The sequence below is a fragment of the Acinetobacter sp. 3657 genome (genome assembly GCF_031456775.1).
Taxonomy (GTDB): Bacteria; Pseudomonadota; Gammaproteobacteria; order Pseudomonadales; family Moraxellaceae; genus Acinetobacter.
On record NZ_JAVDVH010000005.1, the window covers coordinates 207255 to 229610 of the forward strand.

Annotated in this window: 22 protein-coding genes and 1 tRNA gene; 14 read left to right on the plus strand and 9 right to left on the minus strand. The window is 38.3% G+C overall.

The window, feature by feature from the left end; genetic code table 11:
* Positions 1-26: 26 nt before the first annotated feature.
* The 3 genes from J2Y37_RS08110 to cysS form a co-directional block, all read right to left on the minus strand.
* Positions 27-503 (minus strand): copper resistance protein NlpE, encoded by a 477-nt coding sequence (locus tag J2Y37_RS08110; protein ID WP_005196059.1) that lies wholly within the window; start codon positions 501-503, stop codon positions 27-29.
* A gap of 183 nt (positions 504-686) precedes the next feature.
* Positions 687-762 (minus strand) — tRNA-Gly (locus J2Y37_RS08115).
* A 75-nt stretch (positions 763-837) separates the two neighbouring features.
* Positions 838-2259, minus strand: a complete 1422-nt coding sequence (cysS, locus tag J2Y37_RS08120) for a cysteine--tRNA ligase (protein ID WP_349032490.1) — start codon at positions 2257-2259, stop codon at positions 838-840.
* A gap of 266 nt (positions 2260-2525) precedes the next feature.
* Between cysS and J2Y37_RS08125 the strand changes: the two genes are divergently transcribed.
* The 11 genes from J2Y37_RS08125 (at position 2526) to J2Y37_RS08175 (ending at position 13575) form a co-directional block, all read left to right on the plus strand.
* Entirely contained in the window at positions 2526-3503 is a 978-nt protein-coding gene (locus J2Y37_RS08125; protein ID WP_349032491.1) for a KpsF/GutQ family sugar-phosphate isomerase, read from the plus strand.
* A 3-nt stretch (positions 3504-3506) separates the two neighbouring features.
* Positions 3507-4046, plus strand: a complete 540-nt coding sequence (locus J2Y37_RS08130) for an HAD-IIIA family hydrolase (RefSeq protein WP_349032492.1) — start codon at positions 3507-3509, stop codon at positions 4044-4046.
* A 46-nt stretch (positions 4047-4092) separates the two neighbouring features.
* Entirely contained in the window at positions 4093-4641 is a 549-nt protein-coding gene (gene lptC, locus J2Y37_RS08135) for an LPS export ABC transporter periplasmic protein LptC (RefSeq protein ID WP_005196062.1), read from the plus strand.
* Positions 4625-5173, plus strand: coding sequence for a lipopolysaccharide transport periplasmic protein LptA (gene lptA, locus J2Y37_RS08140; protein WP_004668773.1), 549 nt, complete (start codon positions 4625-4627; stop codon positions 5171-5173). The genes lptC and lptA overlap by 17 nt, the downstream gene beginning before the upstream one ends.
* Positions 5173-5919, plus strand: a complete 747-nt coding sequence (gene lptB, locus J2Y37_RS08145; protein ID WP_004668771.1) for an LPS export ABC transporter ATP-binding protein — start codon at positions 5173-5175, stop codon at positions 5917-5919. The genes lptA and lptB overlap by 1 nt, the downstream gene beginning before the upstream one ends.
* Positions 5920-6224: 305 nt before the next feature.
* Positions 6225-7760, plus strand: coding sequence for a TolC family protein (locus J2Y37_RS08150; RefSeq protein WP_241324072.1), 1536 nt, complete (start codon positions 6225-6227; stop codon positions 7758-7760).
* Complete coding sequence (locus J2Y37_RS08155) at positions 7757-9880, plus strand: type I secretion system permease/ATPase (protein WP_349032493.1); 2124 nt, start codon at positions 7757-7759, stop codon at positions 9878-9880. Before J2Y37_RS08150 ends, J2Y37_RS08155 begins: the two co-directional genes overlap by 4 nt.
* A gap of 20 nt (positions 9881-9900) precedes the next feature.
* On the plus strand, positions 9901-11091 hold the full coding sequence (locus tag J2Y37_RS08160) for an HlyD family efflux transporter periplasmic adaptor subunit (protein WP_005196074.1): 1191 nt from the start codon (positions 9901-9903) through the stop codon (positions 11089-11091).
* 154 nt (positions 11092-11245) lie between these two features.
* Entirely contained in the window at positions 11246-11830 is a 585-nt protein-coding gene (locus tag J2Y37_RS08165; protein ID WP_349032494.1) for a YigZ family protein, read from the plus strand.
* 171 nt (positions 11831-12001) lie between these two features.
* A complete protein-coding gene (locus J2Y37_RS08170; protein ID WP_349032495.1) occupies positions 12002-12616 on the plus strand; it encodes an acyltransferase in 615 nt (204 codons plus the stop codon).
* Between the two features lie 116 nt (positions 12617-12732).
* Positions 12733-13575, plus strand: coding sequence for a universal stress protein (locus tag J2Y37_RS08175; RefSeq protein ID WP_004668757.1), 843 nt, complete (start codon positions 12733-12735; stop codon positions 13573-13575).
* 119 nt (positions 13576-13694) lie between these two features.
* On the opposite strand, the gene J2Y37_RS08180 is transcribed toward J2Y37_RS08175, so the two are convergent.
* From J2Y37_RS08180 to J2Y37_RS08205, 6 genes are all read right to left on the minus strand, one after another.
* Positions 13695-14363, minus strand: a complete 669-nt coding sequence (locus J2Y37_RS08180) for an O-methyltransferase (RefSeq protein ID WP_349032496.1) — start codon at positions 14361-14363, stop codon at positions 13695-13697.
* A gap of 138 nt (positions 14364-14501) precedes the next feature.
* On the minus strand, positions 14502-15209 hold the full coding sequence (locus tag J2Y37_RS08185) for a hypothetical protein (protein ID WP_349032497.1): 708 nt from the start codon (positions 15207-15209) through the stop codon (positions 14502-14504).
* A gap of 124 nt (positions 15210-15333) precedes the next feature.
* On the minus strand, positions 15334-15663 hold the full coding sequence (gene fdxA / locus J2Y37_RS08190) for a ferredoxin FdxA (protein ID WP_241315235.1): 330 nt from the start codon (positions 15661-15663) through the stop codon (positions 15334-15336).
* Between the two features lie 252 nt (positions 15664-15915).
* Positions 15916-16479, minus strand: coding sequence for a GNAT family N-acetyltransferase (locus J2Y37_RS08195; protein WP_349032498.1), 564 nt, complete (start codon positions 16477-16479; stop codon positions 15916-15918).
* Between the two features lie 101 nt (positions 16480-16580).
* Positions 16581-19220, minus strand: a complete 2640-nt coding sequence (gene mutS / locus J2Y37_RS08200; protein WP_349032499.1) for a DNA mismatch repair protein MutS — start codon at positions 19218-19220, stop codon at positions 16581-16583.
* Between the two features lie 380 nt (positions 19221-19600).
* On the minus strand, positions 19601-20071 hold the full coding sequence (locus J2Y37_RS08205) for a hypothetical protein (protein WP_241323446.1): 471 nt from the start codon (positions 20069-20071) through the stop codon (positions 19601-19603).
* Positions 20072-20796: 725 nt separating this feature from the next.
* Here J2Y37_RS08205 and J2Y37_RS08210 point away from each other — a divergent pair.
* From J2Y37_RS08210 to J2Y37_RS08220, 3 genes are all read left to right on the plus strand, one after another.
* Positions 20797-20958: a hypothetical protein gene (locus J2Y37_RS08210; protein WP_349032500.1), complete on the plus strand. Its 162-nt coding sequence runs from the start codon at positions 20797-20799 to the stop codon at positions 20956-20958.
* 388 nt (positions 20959-21346) lie between these two features.
* Complete coding sequence (locus tag J2Y37_RS08215; protein ID WP_241323445.1) at positions 21347-21625, plus strand: hypothetical protein; 279 nt, start codon at positions 21347-21349, stop codon at positions 21623-21625.
* A gap of 298 nt (positions 21626-21923) precedes the next feature.
* Complete coding sequence (locus J2Y37_RS08220; protein ID WP_349032501.1) at positions 21924-22355, plus strand: hypothetical protein; 432 nt, start codon at positions 21924-21926, stop codon at positions 22353-22355.
* The last annotated feature ends 1 nt before the right edge of the window (position 22356 follow it).

Consider the following 22356-nt stretch of genomic DNA (forward strand, 5'->3'; position numbering starts at 1 on the left):
TTGAGAGCATTTAAGTGTAGATAAAATTATTCTGCTTCTTTGTTGAGTTGGTATTTATCTGCGAGTGCACCTGTGATTTCATTACCTTCTAAATCAAGTGCTTTTAAGTAGCCTTCGGCAACAAAGTATTTGCGGCTATCACCAGCTTTGTCTAGTTCAATAATAGATGTGTTGTTGCGATCAAACTGGAAGCTACCTTTACTTTCAAAAGATTTCCCATCACCTTTACCGAGATAAGTTTCTTCTAATTCAAAAGTTTTATCCGAATTAAGCTCTAGTTTTGTTTCGATACCTTCACAATCGGCGCAAGGTAATACACCTTTATAGCTACCATTCCAATCTAAAGAGTTTTCTGCGGTATGTTCACGATCGATCATCGGTTCGGATGCAGCCTCTGTTGTTACTGCAGGAGGGGTTGAGTGGTCATCTTTTGGTGTTTCTGACTTATTACAAGCCACTAGAAATACAGATGCAAGCGAAACTGCGATTATTGATTTTTTCATCTTAGATACAACCCTGTGAAAATATTGATACCCAAGTTATGAGATTTTAAAAGGAAATAATAGTAGGGGAGTGTAAGTGTTATTTAATTTTTGGTAAAACAGGACGGTTAAGATGAAACTGAGATGTATCAAATGTATAAGAAAAAAGGCACTTATCTTTCGATAAGTGCCTTTCTTTGAATCTGGAGCGGGAAAGGAGACTCGAACTCCCGACCCCAACCTTGGCAAGGTTATGCTCTACCAACTGAGCTATTCCCGCAATATGGACGCATTATAGAGTGTTTAATAAAACTGTCAACTCTCTAAGTTGTTGATTGGTTGTTTTTTGACTAAATTAGTCAGCGCGACGCCAAATCGTGCCTTGACGGCTATCTTCAAGTACCACACCTTGATCGAGTAAGGATTGACGAATTGCATCTGCCTTCGCAAAGTCTTTGGCTTTTTTTGCATCTACACGTTGTTGAATAAAATCTTCAATATCGGTATCAGAAAGTGAAAGCGCTTCTTGACCAATATCAGACTTTAAAAAATCATCTACATCGTGTTGAACTAAAGCTAAAACATTGGTTAGGTTTCGTAGCGTAGAGTATAGAACGGTCGCTTGTTCAGCCTGTTGTTCTTTTACAGCACGATTCAATTCTTTATTTAGTTCAAATAATACCGCCATCGCTTCAGCAGTATTAAAGTCATCTCGCATGGCATTGTTAAAACGTTCAACGAAACTGGCTTCTAAGGTTTCAACTGTTTTTTGTCCATAAACTTGTTGATAGGCTTTAAAAGAATGATAAAAACGGCTAAGTGCTGTTTTGGCTTCTTTTAATGCAACATCGGAAAAGTTGACTGGACTACGATAATGCGACGACACGATGAAATAGCGAATGACTTCGGGATGGAATTTTTCCATCACATCACGAATGGTAAAGAAGTTGCCTAAAGATTTAGACATTTTCTCGCCATCAACATTGATGAAACCAACGTGCATCCAATAATTTACATATTGTTCGCCAGTAGAAGCTTCACTTTGCGCGATTTCATTCTCATGGTGAGGGAACATCAGATCCGAGCCGCCACCATGAATGTCAAAGTGATTGCCTAAGCAGCAGGTCGACATGGCAGAACATTCAATATGCCAACCGGGACGACCATTGCCCCAAGGAGAAGCCCAAGCAGGTTCATTGGCTTTGGCATGCTTCCAAAGTACAAAATCAAAAGGGTGTTTTTTATCAACTTCGACATCAACACGTTCTGATGCACCTGCTTGCATATCATCTAGTTTGCGACCTGATAAGCGGCCATATTTATTGAATTTAGTCACTTCAAAATAGACATCACCATTTGCAGCAGGATAAGCCGCACCTTTATCTACTAAAGTGCTGATCATGCTTTGCATCTGATCAATATAATCTGTGGCTTTCGGTGCTTCATCAGGTGCAATACAACCTAAGTTTGTCGCATCTTCATTCATTGCCTCAATAAATCGAGCAGTGAGTTGTTGAATGCTTTCACCATTTTCATTGGCACGTGCAATGATTTTGTCGTCTATGTCAGTAATGTTGCGAATGTAGCGAACTTTCCAGCCTTGACTACGCAAGAAGCGGGTAATGAAGTCGAATGCAACCATAACGCGAGCATGTCCAATATGACAGTAATCGTATACGGTCATACCACAGACATAGATATCGATTTGTCCTTCGTTAAGTGGGACAAATTCAACTTTTTTACGTTGCTCTGAGTTATATAAAACAAAAGGTTGCATAAGGGTTTTCAAACACTCTACAAAAATCGTGATTCATCATAACGTATGCACCATATTTCATAAAGTTGTCTGGAGAAAAAAGATCAGAGGGAACAAGTATTTTTATTATGGTTGATTTTAGCTTGTTTTATATCTCTTCATCTTCCTTGAAAACTTATACATTTAGAAACGTGTATAATTCACAGTTATGCTAGAATCTGCCGTATTCTTTTGATTAAAATCATCTACTATCAAGTGGATTGAGCATTACTTTGAGTCAAACTCACATGTCACAAGTCATAAATTTCCAAAAAAGCGCATTGGAAACCTTGCGTATTGAACAACAAGCCATAGAAGTGCTTGCCACACAAATTGATGAGCGCTTTGATCGTGCATGTGAAATCTTATTGCAGTGCAAAGGGCGCGTCGTGATCACGGGTATGGGCAAATCAGGTCATATCGGTCGCAAAATGGCAGCGACTTTTGCTTCAACAGGTACGCCATCATTCTTTATGCATCCGGGTGAAGCAGGACATGGTGACTTAGGCATGTTGGTGCGTGGAGATGTTTTGATTGCGATTTCTAACTCTGGAAAGAGTGATGAAATTATGATGTTGATGCCTTTAATCAAGCATCTAGAAGTGCCTTTGATTACCATTAGTCGTGATGATAAAGGTCCAATGCCACAAAATGCGGATATTGCTTTGACGCTGGGTTTAGCAGATGAAGCCTGTCCTTTAGGTTTAGCACCGACATCGAGTACCACCGCAACACTTGTGTTAGGTGATACTTTGGCAGTTGCATTATTGGAAGCGCGTGGATTTACCGCTGATGATTTTGCGCGTTCACATCCAGCGGGTGCGTTGGGCAAGCGTCTACTTTTACATGTGAAACACTTGATGCATACCGGTGCAGAGTTGCCAAAAGTTTATCCTGATACACCGATGAATAAGGTGCTGTATGAGATTTCTGATAAACGGTTGGGCCTGACCACTGTTGTGGATGAGCAAGATACCTTATTGGGGATTTTTACTGATGGTGATTTGCGTCGAATGATCGATCGGCAACAGGGTTTTGATGTGAATGCTGCTGTATCCGCTGTGATGACGGAAAATCCGATGACGATTTCTCAAGAAGCTCGAGCCGTGGAAGCATTGGAAAAAATGCACGAGAAAAAAATTAACCAATTCGTTGTTGTTGATGATGCTAAAAAAGTAATTGGTGTTATTAGTATGCACGATCTTATTGAAGCTGGAGTAAATTAAGCCATGGCATCGTATGCTTTACAAGAACAAGCACGTCATTTACAAGCACTGGTGCTTGATGTGGATGGGATTTTAAGCGATGGCTTTGTAACCTTAACCAATTCTGGCGATGAAATTAAATCATTTGATATTCGCGATGGTTTAGGGATGAAATTGGTTCAAAAAGCGGGCATGAAAGTGATTATTATCACAGGCCGTAAAAGTCATATTGTTGAAAAACGTATGTCGGATTTGGGCGTAGATTTGGTTTTCCAAGGGCGTGAAGATAAAGGCGTGGCACTACGTGAAGCTTGTGCGCAGTTCAATATCTTACCTGAAGACTGCTTATATATGGGCGATGATTGGCCTGATTTATCTGCATTTGCCATTTCGGGTATGAGTATTACAGTACCGAATGGCCATGAAGAAGTACGTCGACGTGCTCACTTGGTGACGCAAGCAATGGGTGGCCGTGGGGCTGTAAGAGAGGTCTGTGATATGTTATTGATGGCAAAAGGTGTTTACCAAGAGCTGCTTGAAAAATATCTTGCGGTACCACATTAATATACTTAATAGCGTTGATTTGCTCAAAGGTTAGGTAACCCTGTTTATGGATACCAAAGTTTTATATGTTGTTGCTATTGTGGTCGCTTCTGTAAGTGGCGGCTTTTACTACTTTAGTGGCAAGGCAAAAAAGTTGGATGTAGACTCAGCGAAGAATATGACTTATTCAGCGCACGGGGTTCATTTAACGCAAACAGATGAACAGGGTAATTTGTACATTCGTGCTGAAGTAAAACAACTACAGCAGGATATGCAGCAGAAAACCTCGCAGCTTGACCAACTGAAAGCGGTTATGTACAAACAGGGAAAACCTGATGCCACTTTTTCTGCCCTACGAGCAAATGGTTATGATGAAAACCGTAAGATTGTATTGGCTGGAGATGTTGTCGTCACAAACTTGTCGGATCAGGGCAACATGGAGTTTCATACAGATGAAATCACCGGTTATCCAAAAACAAGAGAACTAGAAACCCAACACCAAGTCATTGTTCAATCCCCAACAACCGAATTTGTGAGTCAGGGTTTAAAAGCAAATTTGAATGATGGTCAATATGAATTTTATAAAGTTCGAGGAAAGTATGCGCCAAGCTCTTAATTCTAAATATCGTTTTACTTTCTTAAAACAGTTTACTTGTATTGCTGTGGCTGCATTATTTTCCAGTTCAAGCTTTGCTTTGCCGTCTGATCGTAATCAACAACTTTCTTTAGTTGCAGATCGTGCCACATACAATGATCGAACAGGTATCACAACTTATACGGGAAATGTTGTGATTGAACAGGGAACGATGAGACTTCAGGCAGATTCAATTATTGCTACCTTAAATAGTAAAAAAGAAATTCAGACCATTACGGCTAAAGGTCAACTGGCGAAATTTCAGCAGCAAATTGATACGAATAAGGGTTTAGCGCGCGGTGAAGCACAACAGATTGTTTATAATGCGGATACGGGTATTCTGACTTTATCTGGAAAGGCCTATCTTTATCAGAATGGCTCAAGTATTCGTGGTGATAGCTTAAAATATAGTATGAATAAAGGCGATGTTGAGGCTCAAGGTTCTTCAACAAATCGTGTGCAAATTATTATTCCACCATCAAGTTCAAAAAGTTTTCCAGGGGCGCGTGATTAATGGAACAATCGGTGCAACAACCACAAACTTTATGTATTAAGCATCTAGCGAAAAACTATAGTAAACGTTGGGTGGTAAAAGATGTGTCTTTTACCATGCAAAGTGGGCAAATTGTCGGATTGCTTGGTCCGAATGGTGCGGGTAAAACGACGAGCTTTTATATGGTCGTTGGTTTGGTTCGGATGGATAAAGGCGAGATTCATTTAGATGATCTTGATCTATCTGATCTTGCCATGCATGAGCGTGCCCGTAAAGGAATTGGCTACTTACCTCAGGAAGCTTCGATCTTTAGAAAGTTGACCATTGCCGAAAACATTATGGCGATTTTGGAAACGCGTAAAGATTTGAATAAGCAGCAACGTCAGCAACGTCTGAATGAATTATTAAATGATTTCAAAATTAATCATATTAAAGATTCATTAGGCATGAGTGTTTCTGGTGGTGAGCGTCGTCGTGCCGAAATTGCACGTGCTTTGGCTGCTGACCCTAAATTTATGCTGCTGGATGAGCCATTTGCAGGTGTAGATCCTATTTCTGTAGGTGATATTAAGGACATTATTCAGACCCTTAAAGACAGAGGAATTGGCGTACTCATTACGGATCATAATGTACGAGAAACGCTGGCAATTTGTGAAAAAGCCTATATTGTTAGTGAGGGGGCGGTGATTGCTGAAGGCACGCCGCAAGAAATCCTTGATAATGAGCAAGTACGTAAAGTTTATTTGGGTGATGATTTTGTTGTTTAGACAATAGATTTGAGCTTTGAAAAAGAACCTTCAGGGTTCTTTTTTTATGCCAGTAGCAATCATCATGTTACTAGAAATTTGAATTTGACTGTGATCTGGTATTTTTCTACCTATTTCATTAATAAATATAAGTTTTTGGATTGGATGGTGCATGTACCATCCCCGTTGCATGATAAGAAAAGTGTGAACTAATTTACAAAAAACAAACACTTATCCGTCGAGAAATTGGCATTTGAAACGTGGTGTTTTCTACAAAAATAAGAGTAGAATGAAGACGCTTTGAACGATAATTACATGACAAGAATATGAGCATTAATAAAGATATAGATATAGATGAAGGATCACGTAAAACATGTATAGATCTAAAGTGGCTATTTTGTATAGCAACTTTATCTGTACCCGTTACACATGCCTCAACGCCAAGTGAACAGTATCATTCTCTCAAGAATAATTTGTCTCAGCTATTTACGCCTAAAAGTAATGATGAATTTAAAACTGCAAGTATGCAGAAGTTGAGCAATTTTTCACTTCATTCATCGCCTACTGAATTACCTGTCGTTGGATCTGGTCGTCCAATGGATGTTGTGCCTACTGCATTATGGGAGAACCAAAACAAAACCTTAAAAGATGCGATACAGATTGCAGTTCAGCGCAATCCTGAAATTTCACAAACCCTGGCAACTTTAGCCGCACAGAATGCCAACATAGATGTAGCGAAAGCAGGGTTTTATCCACAAATTTCAGGGGGCGTGAATACAGGTGATTTGACGAGAAAGGGGGAGCGAGGTCGACAAGTATTAGCTTTAAATGCCTCTCAAATGCTGTATGACTTTGGGAAGGTGAAGTCTGGCGTTACCACTGAACAAGCAAAATTAGTAATAGAACAAGCGAATGTTTTAGTCAAAATTGATGATATCTCGCTGGATGTAACACAAACGATTATTAATATTCAGCGTTATCAAAAGCTCATAAGAATTGCCAATCAGCGGATTGCTGGGGTTAAACGTATTCAGGAAATGGCGAACTTAAGAGCAAATGCAGGGATCAGTAGTCAGGCAGATCCTGTCCAAGCACAATCATATTTGCAATCAGCTCAATCAGCGTTGATTGCGCAACAATCATTACTCAGTCAGTTTCAACAACATCTTTATACATTATTAGGTTTTGATGCGCGTAATGTTCAATGGGCGATTACAGATGATTTTATTAAACAATCTGATTTATATGTAGAGCCACAATTTAATACCATTCCGCAAATGATTGCAGCGCAGGCTGGAATTGAGGTTGCACGTAGTCAGAAAATACAAACCAAAGTCAGTAATTATCCAACATTGGCTGTAAAAGGTGAGTTAAGCCAAGCAATACATGGGCGCAATCCAAACAATGATAAAAATGGTGGCTTTGATAGCGCGATTATGTTGGAAGCAAGTAGCCAATTTTATCAAGGCGGTGCGACATCTTCGAGAATTAGAGCCGCTAGTTTTGCTGAAGAAGCGGCAAAAGCACAGGTAAATACAGTTTACTTAAATGTGCTGGATCAGATCAGAACCAGTCGAGAGCAAATTGAAAATAAGCAACGTCAAATGCAAGTGTTAGCAGGACAACAAGCAACCACTGTACGGACACGCGAGCTTTATCAGGAACAATATAAATTGGGAACACGTACTCTGGTCGATTTACTTAATGCAGAACAAGCCATTCATAGTGCAAACACAGAAGTCGAAATAGCACGTTATGATATTTATAGTAGTATCGCTCAATATATTGCAGCCACAGGCCGTTCTCGCCAAGCCTATGACCTGAATAATATAAAAATTCAAGGGTTTGAGGTGCAACAATGATGACAAAAATAGATTACCAACCTTGGTTACAGGCAATATTAACCATTGCCAAGCATTATCGGATTGAGCCTTCGGAAGAGCGTGTCCGCTTACAGTTGGACTGGAATCAAAATCAGAATCTTGATGAGGTTTTGACGTTGATCAGTCGGCAAATTGGGCTCACTTTACGCAGAGCTAAATTCAGTAATGATGTCATTAATCCGTGGCGTTTACCGATATTAGTTGAACTAGCCGATGGCCAAGTGGGGGTCATTGATAAAGCAGATGGCTCTGGGCATGTCAGTATTCAACTCAGTGGCGACCAAGGTTTATCACAAAAGTTTGCAGTAGGCGCTTTAAAACACATTGTAAAAAGTGTGTATATTTTACGCCCTGAGCAGTCCGTTCCTGATGCACGTATTGATGAGTATATTAAGCCCTATAAGCCAAGCTGGTTTTGGTCAATCGTTTTAAGTGATTGGAAGCGCTATATCGATATTATGTTTGCATCTTTGATTGCAAATGTTTTGGCATTGGCGACCATCGTTTTCTCGATGCAAGTCTATGACCGTGTTGTTCCTTCACAGTCGATACCTACACTTTGGGTGCTTGCTGGTGGTGTACTGATTGCAGCAATCTTTGAGTTTGTTCTGCGTATTTCGCGTGTTTATATCTCTGATATTATTGGGAAGCGTGCAGATCTACGTATTTCTGATCGGGTGTTTGGTCATGCATTAAGAATCAAAAATAGCGAGCGCTCGAAGTCAACGGGAACCTTCATATCTCAGATTCGTGAATTGGAAGGGGTGCGAGAACTTGTCACTTCAACCACGATGGGGGCGATTGCAGATCTTCCTTTCTTCTTTTTATTCTTGTTTATCTTTGCAATTATTGGCGGAAACTTATTTTGGGTCATGTTGTTGATCGTACCGCTAATGATTTTGCCTGCAATCTTGGTACAAAAGAAGCTGGCTAAACTTGCACAAGAAGGTATGCGTGAATCCTCAATTCGTAATGCAATTTTGGTTGAGGCTGTACAGGGAATTGAAGATATTAAGCTATTACGTGCAGAGTCTCGTTTCCAAAATCAGTGGAATCATATGAATGAGATTTCTGCTGATATCAGTATGCAACAACGTAAAATTGTTGGTGTATTGACAGCTTGGACGCAGAAGCTACAAGGGCTTACCTATGCCATTGTGGTACTGGTTGGGTGTTTTGCTGTGATGGAAGGTGAAATGACCACAGGTGCGCTGGTTGCTTGTTCGATTTTATCATCACGGATGTTGGCGCCAATATCACAGATCACAGGTATTCTTGGTCGTTTTCAACAAGCCAAAGTGGCAAAGCAAAGTTTAGATGAATTGATGCAGCGTCCAGTTGATCAAGCTGATCATGCACATTTGGTACATAAAGAAGTATTACATGGTGATTATGAGCTGAAAAATGTGGTATTCCAGTATGGTGAGGATGATCCTCGACCAAGCTTGGCGATTCCAAAATTAAAGATTCGGGCGGGTGAGCGAATTGCTATTCTCGGTCGAAATGGCGCTGGTAAATCAACGTTATTGCAAATTCTCTCTGCAATGCAGACTCCAAATTCAGGTTCGGTACACTTAGATGATTTAGATATGAGTTTGATTGACCCTGCTGATGTCCGTCGTGATATGGGGTTACTCAACCAGAACGCCTATCTTTTCTATGGAACCATTCGAGAAAACTTAACTTTAGGTGCGCCGTTGGCACGCGATGAAGACCTTTTAAAAGCGTTAAAAGTGACCGGTGCATTGGGTTTCGTTCAAGAAAAGAAAGAAGGTTTGGATCATCTGGTTTTAGAGGGTGGCGTAGGCTTTTCTGGTGGGCAAAGACAAGCATTGTTACTCGCAAGATTATTAGTCCGTGAGCCAAATATTTTGCTACTCGATGAACCGACAGCAGCGATTGATGATGTCGCAGAAAAACAATTGATAGATCATTTAAAGGGGTGGCTGGGCTATCGTACTTTAATCGTCGCTACGCATCGCCGAGCGGTGTTGGAATTGGTTGATCGTATTATTGTGATGAATGATGGCAAAATTGTCATGGATGGACCTGCTGATAAAGTCTTGCAACAATCATCGGCAAAACAAAAAATAGTTTAATAAAATAAAGAGGATAATTCATGAGTGAGCAAGAACAAACCAGCAGTCGTCCCATGAATGTGAGTTACAAGGAACCGAAGTTACCTGGTTCATCGGTTATTGTATGGTTAATTGGGATTGGTTTAGTGATATTGCTCGTGTGGGCATGGGCATTTAGTTTAGAAGAAGTATCGACAGGTACGGGTAAAGTTGTCCCTTCTTCAAAAGAGCAAACCATTCAATCACTTGAAGGGGGGATTTTAACTAAACTCGCTGTTAGAGAAGGCGATATCGTTGAAAAAGGACAAATACTAGCGCAGTTAGATCCGACACGTCTTGCTTCAAATGTGGGAGAGTCACAATCTTTATTGAGTTCTGCTCAAGCGACAGCAGCGCGTTTACGTGCCGAAGTCAGTAATACTGCTTTGGTTTTTCCAGAAGAAGTTTTAAAAGAACCTAAACTCATAAAAGAAGAAACAGCACTTTATTATTCACGTCGCATGAATTTAGAGGAGGCTATTTCAGGTAATCAACAAGCACTTAAATTGGTGCAACAAGAATTGGCCATGACTGAGCCGTTGGTTGCAAAAGGGGCCGCCAGTGAAGTTGAAGTGTTGCGTTTAAAGCGTGAAGCCAATGATTTACAAAATAGAATCAATGATATTCGTAATCAATATTATGTAAAAGCGCGTGAGGAGTTATCAAAAGCCAATACCGATATTCAAACTCAACTACAAGTGGTCAAAGGTAGAAGTGATAGCTTACAACGTGCTGTATTTAGAGCGCCTGTTCGTGGTGTCGTGAAAGAGATTGATGTGACAACTGAAGGTGGTGTCATTCCTCAAAATGGTAAGTTGATGACGATTGTGCCTTTAGAGGATAAATTGTTAATCGAGGCACGTATTTCGCCACGTGATATTGCCTTTATTCATCCAAATCAAGAAGCTTTGGTCAAAATCACGGCTTATGATTATGCTGTATATGGCGGGCTAGAAGGCAAAGTCACCACGATTTCACCAGATACTATTCGTGATGAAGTGAAGCAAGATCAGTTTTATTATCGTGTTTATATTCGGACAGATTCAGATCGGCTTTATAACAAAGCGGGTACAGCATTCGATATTACCCCTGGTATGGTGGCTACTGTAGATATTCGGACTGGACAAAAAACCATTATGGATTATTTGCTTAAACCATTTAATAAAGCCAAAGAAGCATTACGTGAACGATAGTTTCTGCTGATTTGAAACCTTTATCGTCGGGTGTGGTGATAATCAGTCATCACACCCATTTTTTATAATGGAATGTCAACAGACCCTATCATCGCGCCCTACATCGCGCCAGAAAATTGCTATAATCATTTTTTAAAGTTTGTATTTATGTTTTATGCCATTCACCATTGCCAATTCGGTAACTTTTGAAGAAGAAATTAAAAAAAGTCGTTTCCAAGCGATTGCAGCGATTGTTGAAAATGAACAGCAGGTCAAAAACTTTTTAGAAGAAGTGAAAGATCCATCGACGACACATCAATGTTGGGCATGGAAGATTGGACATCATGTTCGATTTAATGATGATGGTGAACCTTCTGGCACCGCAGGACGTCCGATTTTAGCAACCATCGAAGGGAATGATTTGACCAATGTGATTGTATTGGTCAATCGTTGGTATGGTGGTATTAAGCTTGGTACGGGTGGTTTAGTTCGTGCTTATGGTGGTTGTGCTGGGCAATGTTTGCTATTGGCTGAAAAAATTGAGCTGATTGAGAAAAAACAGATTCAATTGAGTTGTCTATTTAATGAATGGGCAATTATTCAATATGAGCTTATGCAGCAACACATCGAATACCAAGAAAGTTATACCGAAAATGGTGTTTTTATTGAGGCACGGCTACAAATTCATCAAATTGAACCTTTAAGACAAAAACTTCAAGATGTTACTAGAGGGCGTGAGCATTTACATGTTGAAGATTAGAATTTGCATGCCCTCTCTTGCGAGCTGCGGAACGGTGTTCCTCGCTCTCAGGGCGTGAGCATCTACATGTTGAAGACTAGAATTTGCACGCCCTCTCTTGCGAGCTTGTGGAACAGTGTTCCTCGCTCTCAGGGAGTGAGTAATTGAAAGAGGTAGAGAGGCAACAACTTGATGAATGATCCTTTATTAAAATATAGAGAGCAGCATAAACATCGTCTCAATTATATGCCGTGGTTGTATTGGTCGCTCAAGCCTAAACAACGTGAATGGGCTGAAGCATGGCAAGCTGAATATCAAGCGTATTTGATGGAAATGGAAACGGTTGAGATTGGTCAGAATTGTTTTATTTCACCATTGGCACATATTTTTGCTGAGCCAGGACGCAAAATTACCATTGGTGACAATACTTTCATTGCCGCTGATTGTACCTTGCATGGTCCTTTAGACATTGGTCATGAGGTTGCAATAAACCATCATAGTATTTTGGATGGTGGGCGCGCAGGGATTCAGCTACACGATCAAGTCAGAATAGCGGCCTATAGCCATTTATATGCTTTTGATCATGGGATGGCATTGGATCGTCCCATCTATCAGCAACCCGTGACATCAAAGGGTATTGAGATCGGCAAAGATGTTTGGTTAGGAGCGCATGTCGGGATCAAAGATGGGGTCAAAATCGGAAACCATGCTGTGGTTGGGATGAATAGTATGGTGACCAAAGATATTGAAGATTATGCCGTTGTGGCAGGGAATCCAGCAAAATTGATTCGTTATAGAACTGAATAAAAAGCATTAAAAAGCGTATGAGATTCTATACATAAATTTAACCTATCCTGCTTTTATCTGTGTTAAGTTAAAAATAAGTAGAAGACCTAAGGTGTCAAACCTAAAGAGAGGCCAACATGAATCGCGTAATTGCATGTATTGATTCTTCACCTTGTATTGATGCTGTGGCTGAGGCTGCAGTTTGGGTTGCGAAACAAACGCAAAGAGAATTAGTGCTGTTGCAAATCTTGGACTATTATCCTGCAAGCTATCATTTAGGTGAAATAAGCGGTGTGATTGGCTTTGAGAGTAATGCCATGTTGCTCAAAGAGCTTGCTGAGTTAGAGCAAAAGCAAAGTGAGTTAGCACTCGATTATAGTAATAACCTACTCAATCATATTTCAGAGTTAATCGAGAAACAATACGGTTTAACCAGCAGCAAAATTCAAGAAAAAGGCGATTTTCTTGAACAAAGTTTTAATCTTCTGCATGAAAATGACGTGGTGATTATTGGTCGTGTTGGCGAGCGTGCGGCAGAGAAAAATAAACCAATTGGTAGTAATGTTGAGAACTTCATACGTGGTGCAAATTGTACCGTAATAACGGTTGGAGAGCATTTTGAACCGCCTAGACGTTTTATTTTTGCATACGAGTATTCACCAACCTGTCAGAAAATGTTGCAGCGGATCGCTCAAAGTGATTTGTTGAAAAAGCTACAATGCCATCTGCTTTATGTCGGTGATCATCCCGAAATGTTAACTGAGCCTGCAAAGTATTTAACAGATGCTGGCTTAGATGTAATGCCTGTTTATCGTTATGGTGATGTGGCTCAGAATATTTTGGAATATCAAAGAGAACATAATGTGCAGTTAATTGTTTTAGGTGCTTTTAGCCATAGTAAAATTCATCAATTTTTCTTAGGCAGCATTACAACCTCTATATTTAGAAATGCAAATGTACCGTTATTGGTGGCTAAGTAATTCATTTTATTCCATATAGTTATCCGCAAATACTGTGGATAACTATATGGAAAAGCACTTTGTATATTTGTATGTGGTTGATATTTAATAACTAAAAAAATCAGTTCGTTTTTTGATCTTTACTTTACAATCGCAATTGCGAAGCCATCATGTCCTTTTGAACCCACTGTTTGTAGTGCTGTACAAGATAAAAGCTTCGGGTGATTTTTCAGTGCGGTGAAGGTCTCACGAATGCCTTCGATACTTGGTTTTTTATTATTTTCATCCAATATCGCGCCTGAACGAATCACATTATCCAATACAATAATCGTTCCTGAATGAGATAGCTTCAAGCTGAGCTCCAAGTATTCAGGATAACTTTGTTTATCTGCATCAATAAAAATCAAATCAAATGCCTCACTGGATTCTGCAATGAGTTGATTCATGATATCTGCGCCGCGTCCTTTTTTAAGTTCAATATGGGTAGGCATATCGGCATAATCAATATTTTCTTGGGCGATGACAGCATGGCTATCTCGTCCTTCAACCGTGAGTAGGTAACCATCAGCTGGTAACGCTTGTGCCAACCAAATTGTGCTATAAGCGGCAAAAGTTCCAAGTTCCAATACACGTTTACATTGATTCATTTGAATCAACATTTGCAGGAACATACCTTGATTCGGTGCAACAGCCAAATGATTAGAAAGACCTTGCGTATCGGTATTGTCTAATGCATGTTGAAGTTTAGGATCTGAGGGGATTAAATGTGCATTAATATAGTCGTCAATGTCGGTCCACATCTGTTGCATAATCAGGCTTTCCTTTGAATCTGTTTGCAGCATTTTAAACATTTATGCTCAGAGTGCAATTTGATTGCTTCATTATTCATCATTGTTCGCGTAAAAAAGAGAGCATTTTGCTCTCTTTGGGGAAGCTATTTTTCTATTTTAAAAGTTACACATTGAACTGTTGCGGGTTAGGTCTGGTCCCCAAGTGCGATAACCCTGAGTATCAATATGAATCTGACCTGAGCGATATAGACCAATACCTAGATTTAAGCTTTGACCATGCTGAACCCAAAACTGACATAATTTAAATTTGGATTGTTCAATAAATGCATAATCCTGCGGCCGAGGGTATTCAGGACCAATGCGAAAATCAATGGCAGAGTTAAATAAATGTTTAGATGAACTTGCACCACCAGCGCATTCGTTTAAAGGTAAATCACGATAGACAGAGGTCACTTCAAAATCGGTTAAGATTTTGGCAGAAATCAGGTATTTAAATACACGTAAAGTTGAAAGCGAGTTGCCCCACAATTCACGGTTTGGTACTGCATACTCATTGCGGCCACATTTTTGCCAATCTCTTGCGGTTCTTAATAATTCAAAACTTGGGATAATGTGAGCAACTTGATTACGTGTTAAAAACTGTTCATATTCGCGAACACGAGCATAGTTTTCACCTTGTGCTAACCAGCGACGATAGGATGCAGGCTCTACTTTATCTGGTGTTGGTCGAGTAACCGTTACTTTTTCCTGAGGAATATGGATTCGTTTACCTTTACTTACTTCTGTCTTTGAACTGACACAGCCGACCATCATCACAGGGATGATAAAAAATGATAAAAAACCCTGTAATTTATTTCGCAACATAAAAGGCAGTTCATAATTTATAGACACGTTATTTTAATGCAAAATAACGCAGGTATAATGGGACAATTGCAAAGAAATGTGTGATTCAAGTATTAAAAAAGACCAGTAAAACTGGTCTTTTCAATTACTTTTCTAAATATTGCAGTTTGTCTGGTTTTCCATTCCATTCTTCACGGTCAGCAGGTTGTTCACCAATTTGAGTGATATTGTTACCTGCCCATTTTTCAGATAATTCAGTATTGAGCTCAATAAAGATTTCTTGACCTTCAGGTAGTTCATCTTCAGAGAAAATCGCATTTGCTGGGCACTCAGGTTCACAAAGCGCACAGTCAATACATTCATCTGGATTGATGACAAGGAAGTTCGGGCCTTCGTAAAAACAATCGACAGGGCAAACTTCAACACAATCTTGATATTTACATTTAATACAATTTTCAGTGACAACAAAGGTCATGGCGACAGCTACCTAAAAATACGGTTTTTGTTTGGAATGGGCTATTGTAGGCAAAAATGGGGGGAACAAACAATTGCTTTTATTGATATTGTTTATTTATACATATGAAAAACAGGATAACATATTGATAAAAATAAATATGTTCTATTGATTCGTTGATTTTAAAGACATAATGCGATTAAGTATTTGTCTTAATCAGTTGTTTTTATCTTTCCCTTTAGGATTTCATTGTGCGTTGTTTTTTATAAATGACTATATAGAACACATCAGGTGAATATCTTCTGGTTCTAACCCCCATAGATGTTGATCTGGTTGTGTTAATAGGTGGGCACCATGTTTGAGATAAAAGTCTACAGTTCGTTTACTTGGCGTTGCCGAAATATAGAGTTGGTTAGCACCCAATTGTTGTGCTGACTCTATTGCGGAATGCATGAGTAATGCCCCAATGCCTTGACCTTGGTGATCTGCATCGACATAAAAGTATTGCAGTAATTTTGCTTCAGGATAATCTGTTATAAGTTGATTGGATACGACTTGAACACCAATTAGCTGATCATGTGAGTTAAATACCCCGATACATAATCCGCCTTGTTGATGGATTTTTTTTAATAAAGGTGGATCATTATCTAGATGAAAGGCATCCCAATTCTCAACATCATAAAAACAATCGACTATGTCTAAATGTTGTTTGTGTTGCACGTACATTTGAGTGATTAATTCGCGACGACTGATCTGTTGCCAGATTAAATCGATTTCTGAAACCTGTAGTTTTCTGAGCACAAAATTCAGCATTTGTCCCTTCGATTGATTACTCATTTTATTCTGATGATGGGGGGGATGATATAACGATGCGGTTTATCTTTTTCACAAATTTTTCCCCAGAACAAGTCTCAGTCACTCGTTCTGGGAAAATGTCTTTAGGATCTCAGTGCTGCTTTGAGTGAATAGAGTTGTTCAAGTGCTTGACGAGGCGTAAGATCATCTACATCAATGCGTTGTAACAAATCTAAAGCTGGTGAATGGACTTCCACTTCAATAATTTTCTCAATCACTTGTGTTTCAATTTGAGGATCAATTGAACTGAATAAATCTGTTTGCACAGTTTTTTGCAAGATGTGATGTTGTTGCTTTTCAAGAATTTTCAAACGTTTTTGTGCTTCTTTAATCACACTTGCTGGGATACCCGCCAGTTTTGCAACTTGTAAGCCATGACTTTGACTTGCGGGGCCATGCTGAACTTTGTGTAATAAAATTAAATTACCATTCAATTCCTGTGCAGTAACGTGATAATTATCGATACCTGTTTCACTGCCAAGTTCTGTTAGCTCAAAATAATGTGTGGCGAAAAGACATAGACATTTCACACGCTTAGTCAAATCAAGGACACATGCCCAAGCCAAGGAAAGGCCATCATAAGTACTGGTTCCACGACCAACTTCATCCATTAACACCAAGGACTGGTTGGTGGCATGATGCAAAATCTGTGAGGTTTCGGTCATCTCGACCATAAACGTTGATTTTCCAGTTGATAAATCATCGGCTGAACCAATACGGGTAAAAATACGATCAATTGGGCCAAGTTTTGCTGATTTTGCGGGCACAAAACTTCCACAATAGGCGAGGAGGCTAATCAGTGCAGTTTGACGCATAAATGTCGATTTACCACCCATGTTTGGACCCGTAATGATCGCCATACGGTGTTGGGCGTCTAAAAATGTATCATTTGGGGTAAACGGTGTTTTATTTAAAGCTTCGACTACAGGATGACGACCTGCTTGAATTTTAATCCCTGTTTCAGGACTGAATTCTGGTCGTGCCCAATTGTTTAATCGTGCTTGATGGGCAAAGTTGGCAAGTATGTCAATATAAGCAATTGCGCTACTCATCATCTGTAAATGTGCAATATTTTGGCGTAACTCATCCAACAGTGATTCAAATAACAGTTTTTCTCGTGCTAATGCGCGAGACTCGCTAGAAAGTACTTTGTCTTCAAAGCTTTTTAGCTCAGGAGTAATATACCGCTCAGCATTTTTAAGGGTTTGACGACGAATATAGTCTGCAGGTGCTTGTTCTGCTTGCGACCGAGTGAGTTCAATATAATAGCCACTGACGCGGTTATAGCCGATTTTAAGTGTATTGATTCCAGTACGTTGACGTTCTCTAATTTCTAAATCAATTAAGAATTGACCTGCATGATCACGGATCTTGCGCAATTCATCCAATTCCTCATCATAGCCTTCTGCAATTACATTGCCATCACGCAAGAGTACAGGTGGATTTTCTACAATCGCTGCCATTAACTGCTGATACAAGCTTTTAAAGTCACCAAGCTCATGATCAAGTTGGGTCAATAATTTAGATTGTTTAGCTTGTAAAACAGGCGCTAATGCGTGTCGTAGAAAAGGAGTTTGCGCACAGGCATGACGTAGTTGGACTAAATCACGTGGACGGGCACTGCCTAAGGCCACGCGACTTAGAACGCGTTCGATATCGCCAATTTCTTTTAGCACTAAACGCAGCGGTGCTTCATGGTATCCCTTTAAAAGCTGTTCTGTAGCATCAAGGCGGGCATCTAAAACAGCTGTATCACGAATGGGCTGCATCAGGGTTCGGCTGAGTAAGCGTCCCCCCATGGCTGTTTGACAGTCATTCACCAGTTGAAACAGGGAGGTACCATGGTCAAATAACGGCTCAATAATTTCTAGATTACGACGTGTAATTGGGTCGAGTGCAATAAAATCGGTGCTTTGTTCGATTTGAATTGCGCGAATATGGGGTAGCGCCGTTTTTTGTGTTTCTTTGGCATAGTGAATCAGTGCCGCCGCGGCAGCTTTTGCTAACGGAATTGGGTCTAATCCAAAACCCGATAAAGTCGAGACGGAGAATTGATCACACAAGGTTTTTTGTGCGTTATTTAAATTGAAATCAACGTTTGGGCGTTTGGTGATTGGACAGTCTATATTCTTTTTAATCTGCTCAATAATATCTTGATCAACTAAATCTTCATCGATCAGAATTTCGCTTGGCATTAAACGAGCCAATTCGATCGGGAGTTGTTCTGGTTTATAGTCTTGTTGCTGAACTTTAAAAATACCTGCACTGAGGTCTAGCAAGGCGAAACCAACTTGATTTTGTTGGATACATAGCGCAACAAGATTTGAGGACTGATAGCTACCAAGTAAAGCATCATCGGTTAAAGTACCCGGTGTTAGAATACGAACGACTTGCCGATCCACAGGACCTTTTCCAGTAACCTCACCGACCTGTTCACAAATGGCAACCGTCCGACCTGATTTAACCAAACGCGCAAGATAGCCTTCCGCTGCATGATAAGGTACACCTGCCATAGGAATCGGTTCACCACTGGCTTTACCACGATGGGTTAGTGTAATACCCAACAGCTTGGCAGCAAGACGAGCATCTTCAAAGAATAGTTCGTAAAAATCTCCCATACGATAAAACAGCAGCGCGTGTTGATGCTCCATTTTTACTTTTAGGTATTGTTGCATCATCGGGGTGTGGGAAGAGAGATCAGCCATGATTTCATTGCTATTCATGTATAAAAATCCTTAAAAACAAACACTAAATCTCATGCTTAAAAAATTTGGCTGTCTAACCAATTGCTAGTCGAATCTAGGTAAATCTACACAAAAGTATACCTTTGGGTGTACTTTTATTTGTGCCAAAATTGAGTCAACAGTGTGTGAGAACGTATTCAGCTTTTCTCAGCTTTGCCATCTTAACAAATTTGAGCTGATTGAGAAAAAGTAATCCTGAAATGGATGGCGAAATAAGTAGCGAAAAAGAGCTTATTAATTAAATCGTAATTTTTTATCATATAAAAAAGAAAACCGCCCCGTACAGGCGGTTGCTGAATTTACTCAGCAAATAATAGAAGTGTGAACGGTCAAGGGCACATTTCTACAATTTTATTGAATTACTGATCTTTATTTAGTACAGTCGTGAATTCTTCCGATTTAAAATAAGTATCTATTTGTTCGACACTTTTTGAGTATTCGGCGATGTTTGAAAGGGGTTTCTCTACTTTTTTGCTAGAATTGAATTGGAAATCTGGTGGGATATCACTTCTGAGAGGAGGAGGTGCTTTTCTCTTCCCGTCTGTAGTGATTCTTTGAATAAAACCTGCCAACCATAAAATGAACTCATCTGTATTTTTAATTTTAGGAATTAAACTGATATCTAACTGAACCTTACAATCTTGGTTGGGCTTATTCAAACATTCTTCAAAATCTATAAAATTGTAAAGAAGTTTTAATTTAGTTCCTTTAATTTCTTTACGAATTTCAATGATTAATGTATTTAGATTTTCTAGGGTATCATTGTTAGCCGCTTTATTTTCTTGCAAGTTTCTATAGACTTTTTCAGCTATACGTAAAAATTGTGGCATTTCTTGCTCCTGCCAAGTCCATATTATTTAGAGATTATGAAGTTTTTTTCGTTACTGATTGTATTTGTTATGGTAGCTAGTGTGAGTAATGATGCTTTTGTGAAACAATAATGCTGGAAAGATATTAAGTTAATACTAATTTAATTTTTATAGTATTGATTTTTATGTTTATTTAAAAAGGTGATTGAATAGTAAGATTTTTATAAGAAAATATTCTTACTTCTATGTCGTTTATGTGATAAGTATTTAATTTAAATAAACTATTCGTATTTATAGACTATCAGCGCAGTAAAAATGGGATTTAAAGCATTGTTGGCATGACAATCACTTATATTCTTAATAATTACTTTGTGATTATAGTTGGAGCGTTCTTATCTTAATCATTTGTTAATAGAGTCTTCAAAACCTTGAATTGATTTAGCTTCAAAATATTTTATTTTATACATTTTCTAATCTCACTCATATTGCTTATCTGATAAATAGGTTAGACAGATAAATAATTTTTTTGATGTTCTTGTTTATGAAATTTTTTCTATATTAAATTAAGGTTTTAGTAATGTTTTGAAATAAATTTAAAAGATTGATTTATAAGTTTATTTATAATTCTACATAATATTTTTTACATAAGTTTTCATTCTTTAAAGAAAAACTATAAAATAAGGGCTTAAAGATTACAATAAAAATGCTACTAATATAGGTCTTCAAATACATTTAAGAGGTATCGCATGTTAAAAACGATTATTACATTAGGTACAGGTGTTGCTTTGGGTTGTTATTATAAATCTCACAAGGATAAGAGTAAATTGTCTGATGATAAAAAAAGTGATGCTCATGATTTAACTGATGATGTTAAAGGTAAAAAAGTTTTGAGTAAACTTATGAAATAAATTCAGATTAAAAAAGAAGCTTAAATAAGCTTCTTTTTTATGAATTTGATCTTAGTGGTGATGCTTATATCAATAATATAAGCATTTAAGATATATACAGTCAAAAGAAGCAGTCTATGACTAATTTTATAGAGCCCAGCGTAAGCGGTATCAAAAAATATTGTGAAATAACTGAAATTTTATTTTTTATTAGTATAAATTGGAGGTGATAGCCGATGATAAAAATGACTCTAAAATAAGATAAATTAAACAAACTGGAAAAAATTTTATTGGTGGAGTAAAGGAATATATCAGCTCAGGCTAGGGAAAAATAGTCAGTTGATTAGTGCTGTGATGGAAGTATAGAACCTATTATCTATTAGCTAAAACAAAATAGAGGTACAGAGTGATGAATAATCTATTATTGAAAAGTTTAACGTTATGTTTTGTATTCAGTTTGGCTGGATGCGATAAAAATAAAGATGCTGATACAATGAGTCGAGAGGAGACAACGACTCCCCATGCTTTAGAAGCGGAACCAGTAGAAATGGATCATTCTAGAGAGGCTCAGTTGCATGATGATTTACAACATGGTAGTTCTGCTCCTGTTATGAACGAAAGTGATGAGACAGGTTTAACAAATGATAATACTCAAACGAACTTATCAAGTAGAACTCCTTCTAATTAAAAACTAAGAATGTTAAGGATGTTGTGGTTAAGAATTTTCTATGAAGTTTTTAACCACAATTAACTTAAGATTTCTATTCTTAGAGCGATATTTTAATTGAATATATTTAAATAAATTTACGTAATGATATAATGTGAATTTGGTCGCATAAAAAAATTATAATGAGATGTGTGTCGTGTTTAATGTGATTTTTATGTTTTTTCTATTAAATTTTATTTCATAACTTAAAACAATATTAACATAGGATTACTTTTACTTCTGAGAGAATTTATGAAGGATAAAATAAAGGAATTAACAAATGCCTCAGTACTTAAAATTAGCAGAGAAAATTTATAGTAATTTAAAAGTATCAAAAGGATTCTCTGATGATCCAGTTGAGGATCTTAATAATTTGATGATTGAGTTAAGACATATAGTAAAAGATACAAATTTTAAGATGCTTCATCATTATATAGATTTTGAAGAGTTATTGATGAATTCACAAAATGTGTCAATTAATATTGACATAAGCATTTTACCAAAAAGTAAAAATAAAGATGAATATATATTGTGGCTTGCGAGTTTTGTAGAAAAAGTCACCATCCCCACTAAAAAAATAAAACAACCTATAAAAGATAAAGTTATTCAACCTAGCTATTGCTATGATGACTTAGGGAATATTGTAGATAAAACAAAAAAAGATGAAGATGCAATAGTTTCATATTTTCAATATAAAGAAACTACAACATAAA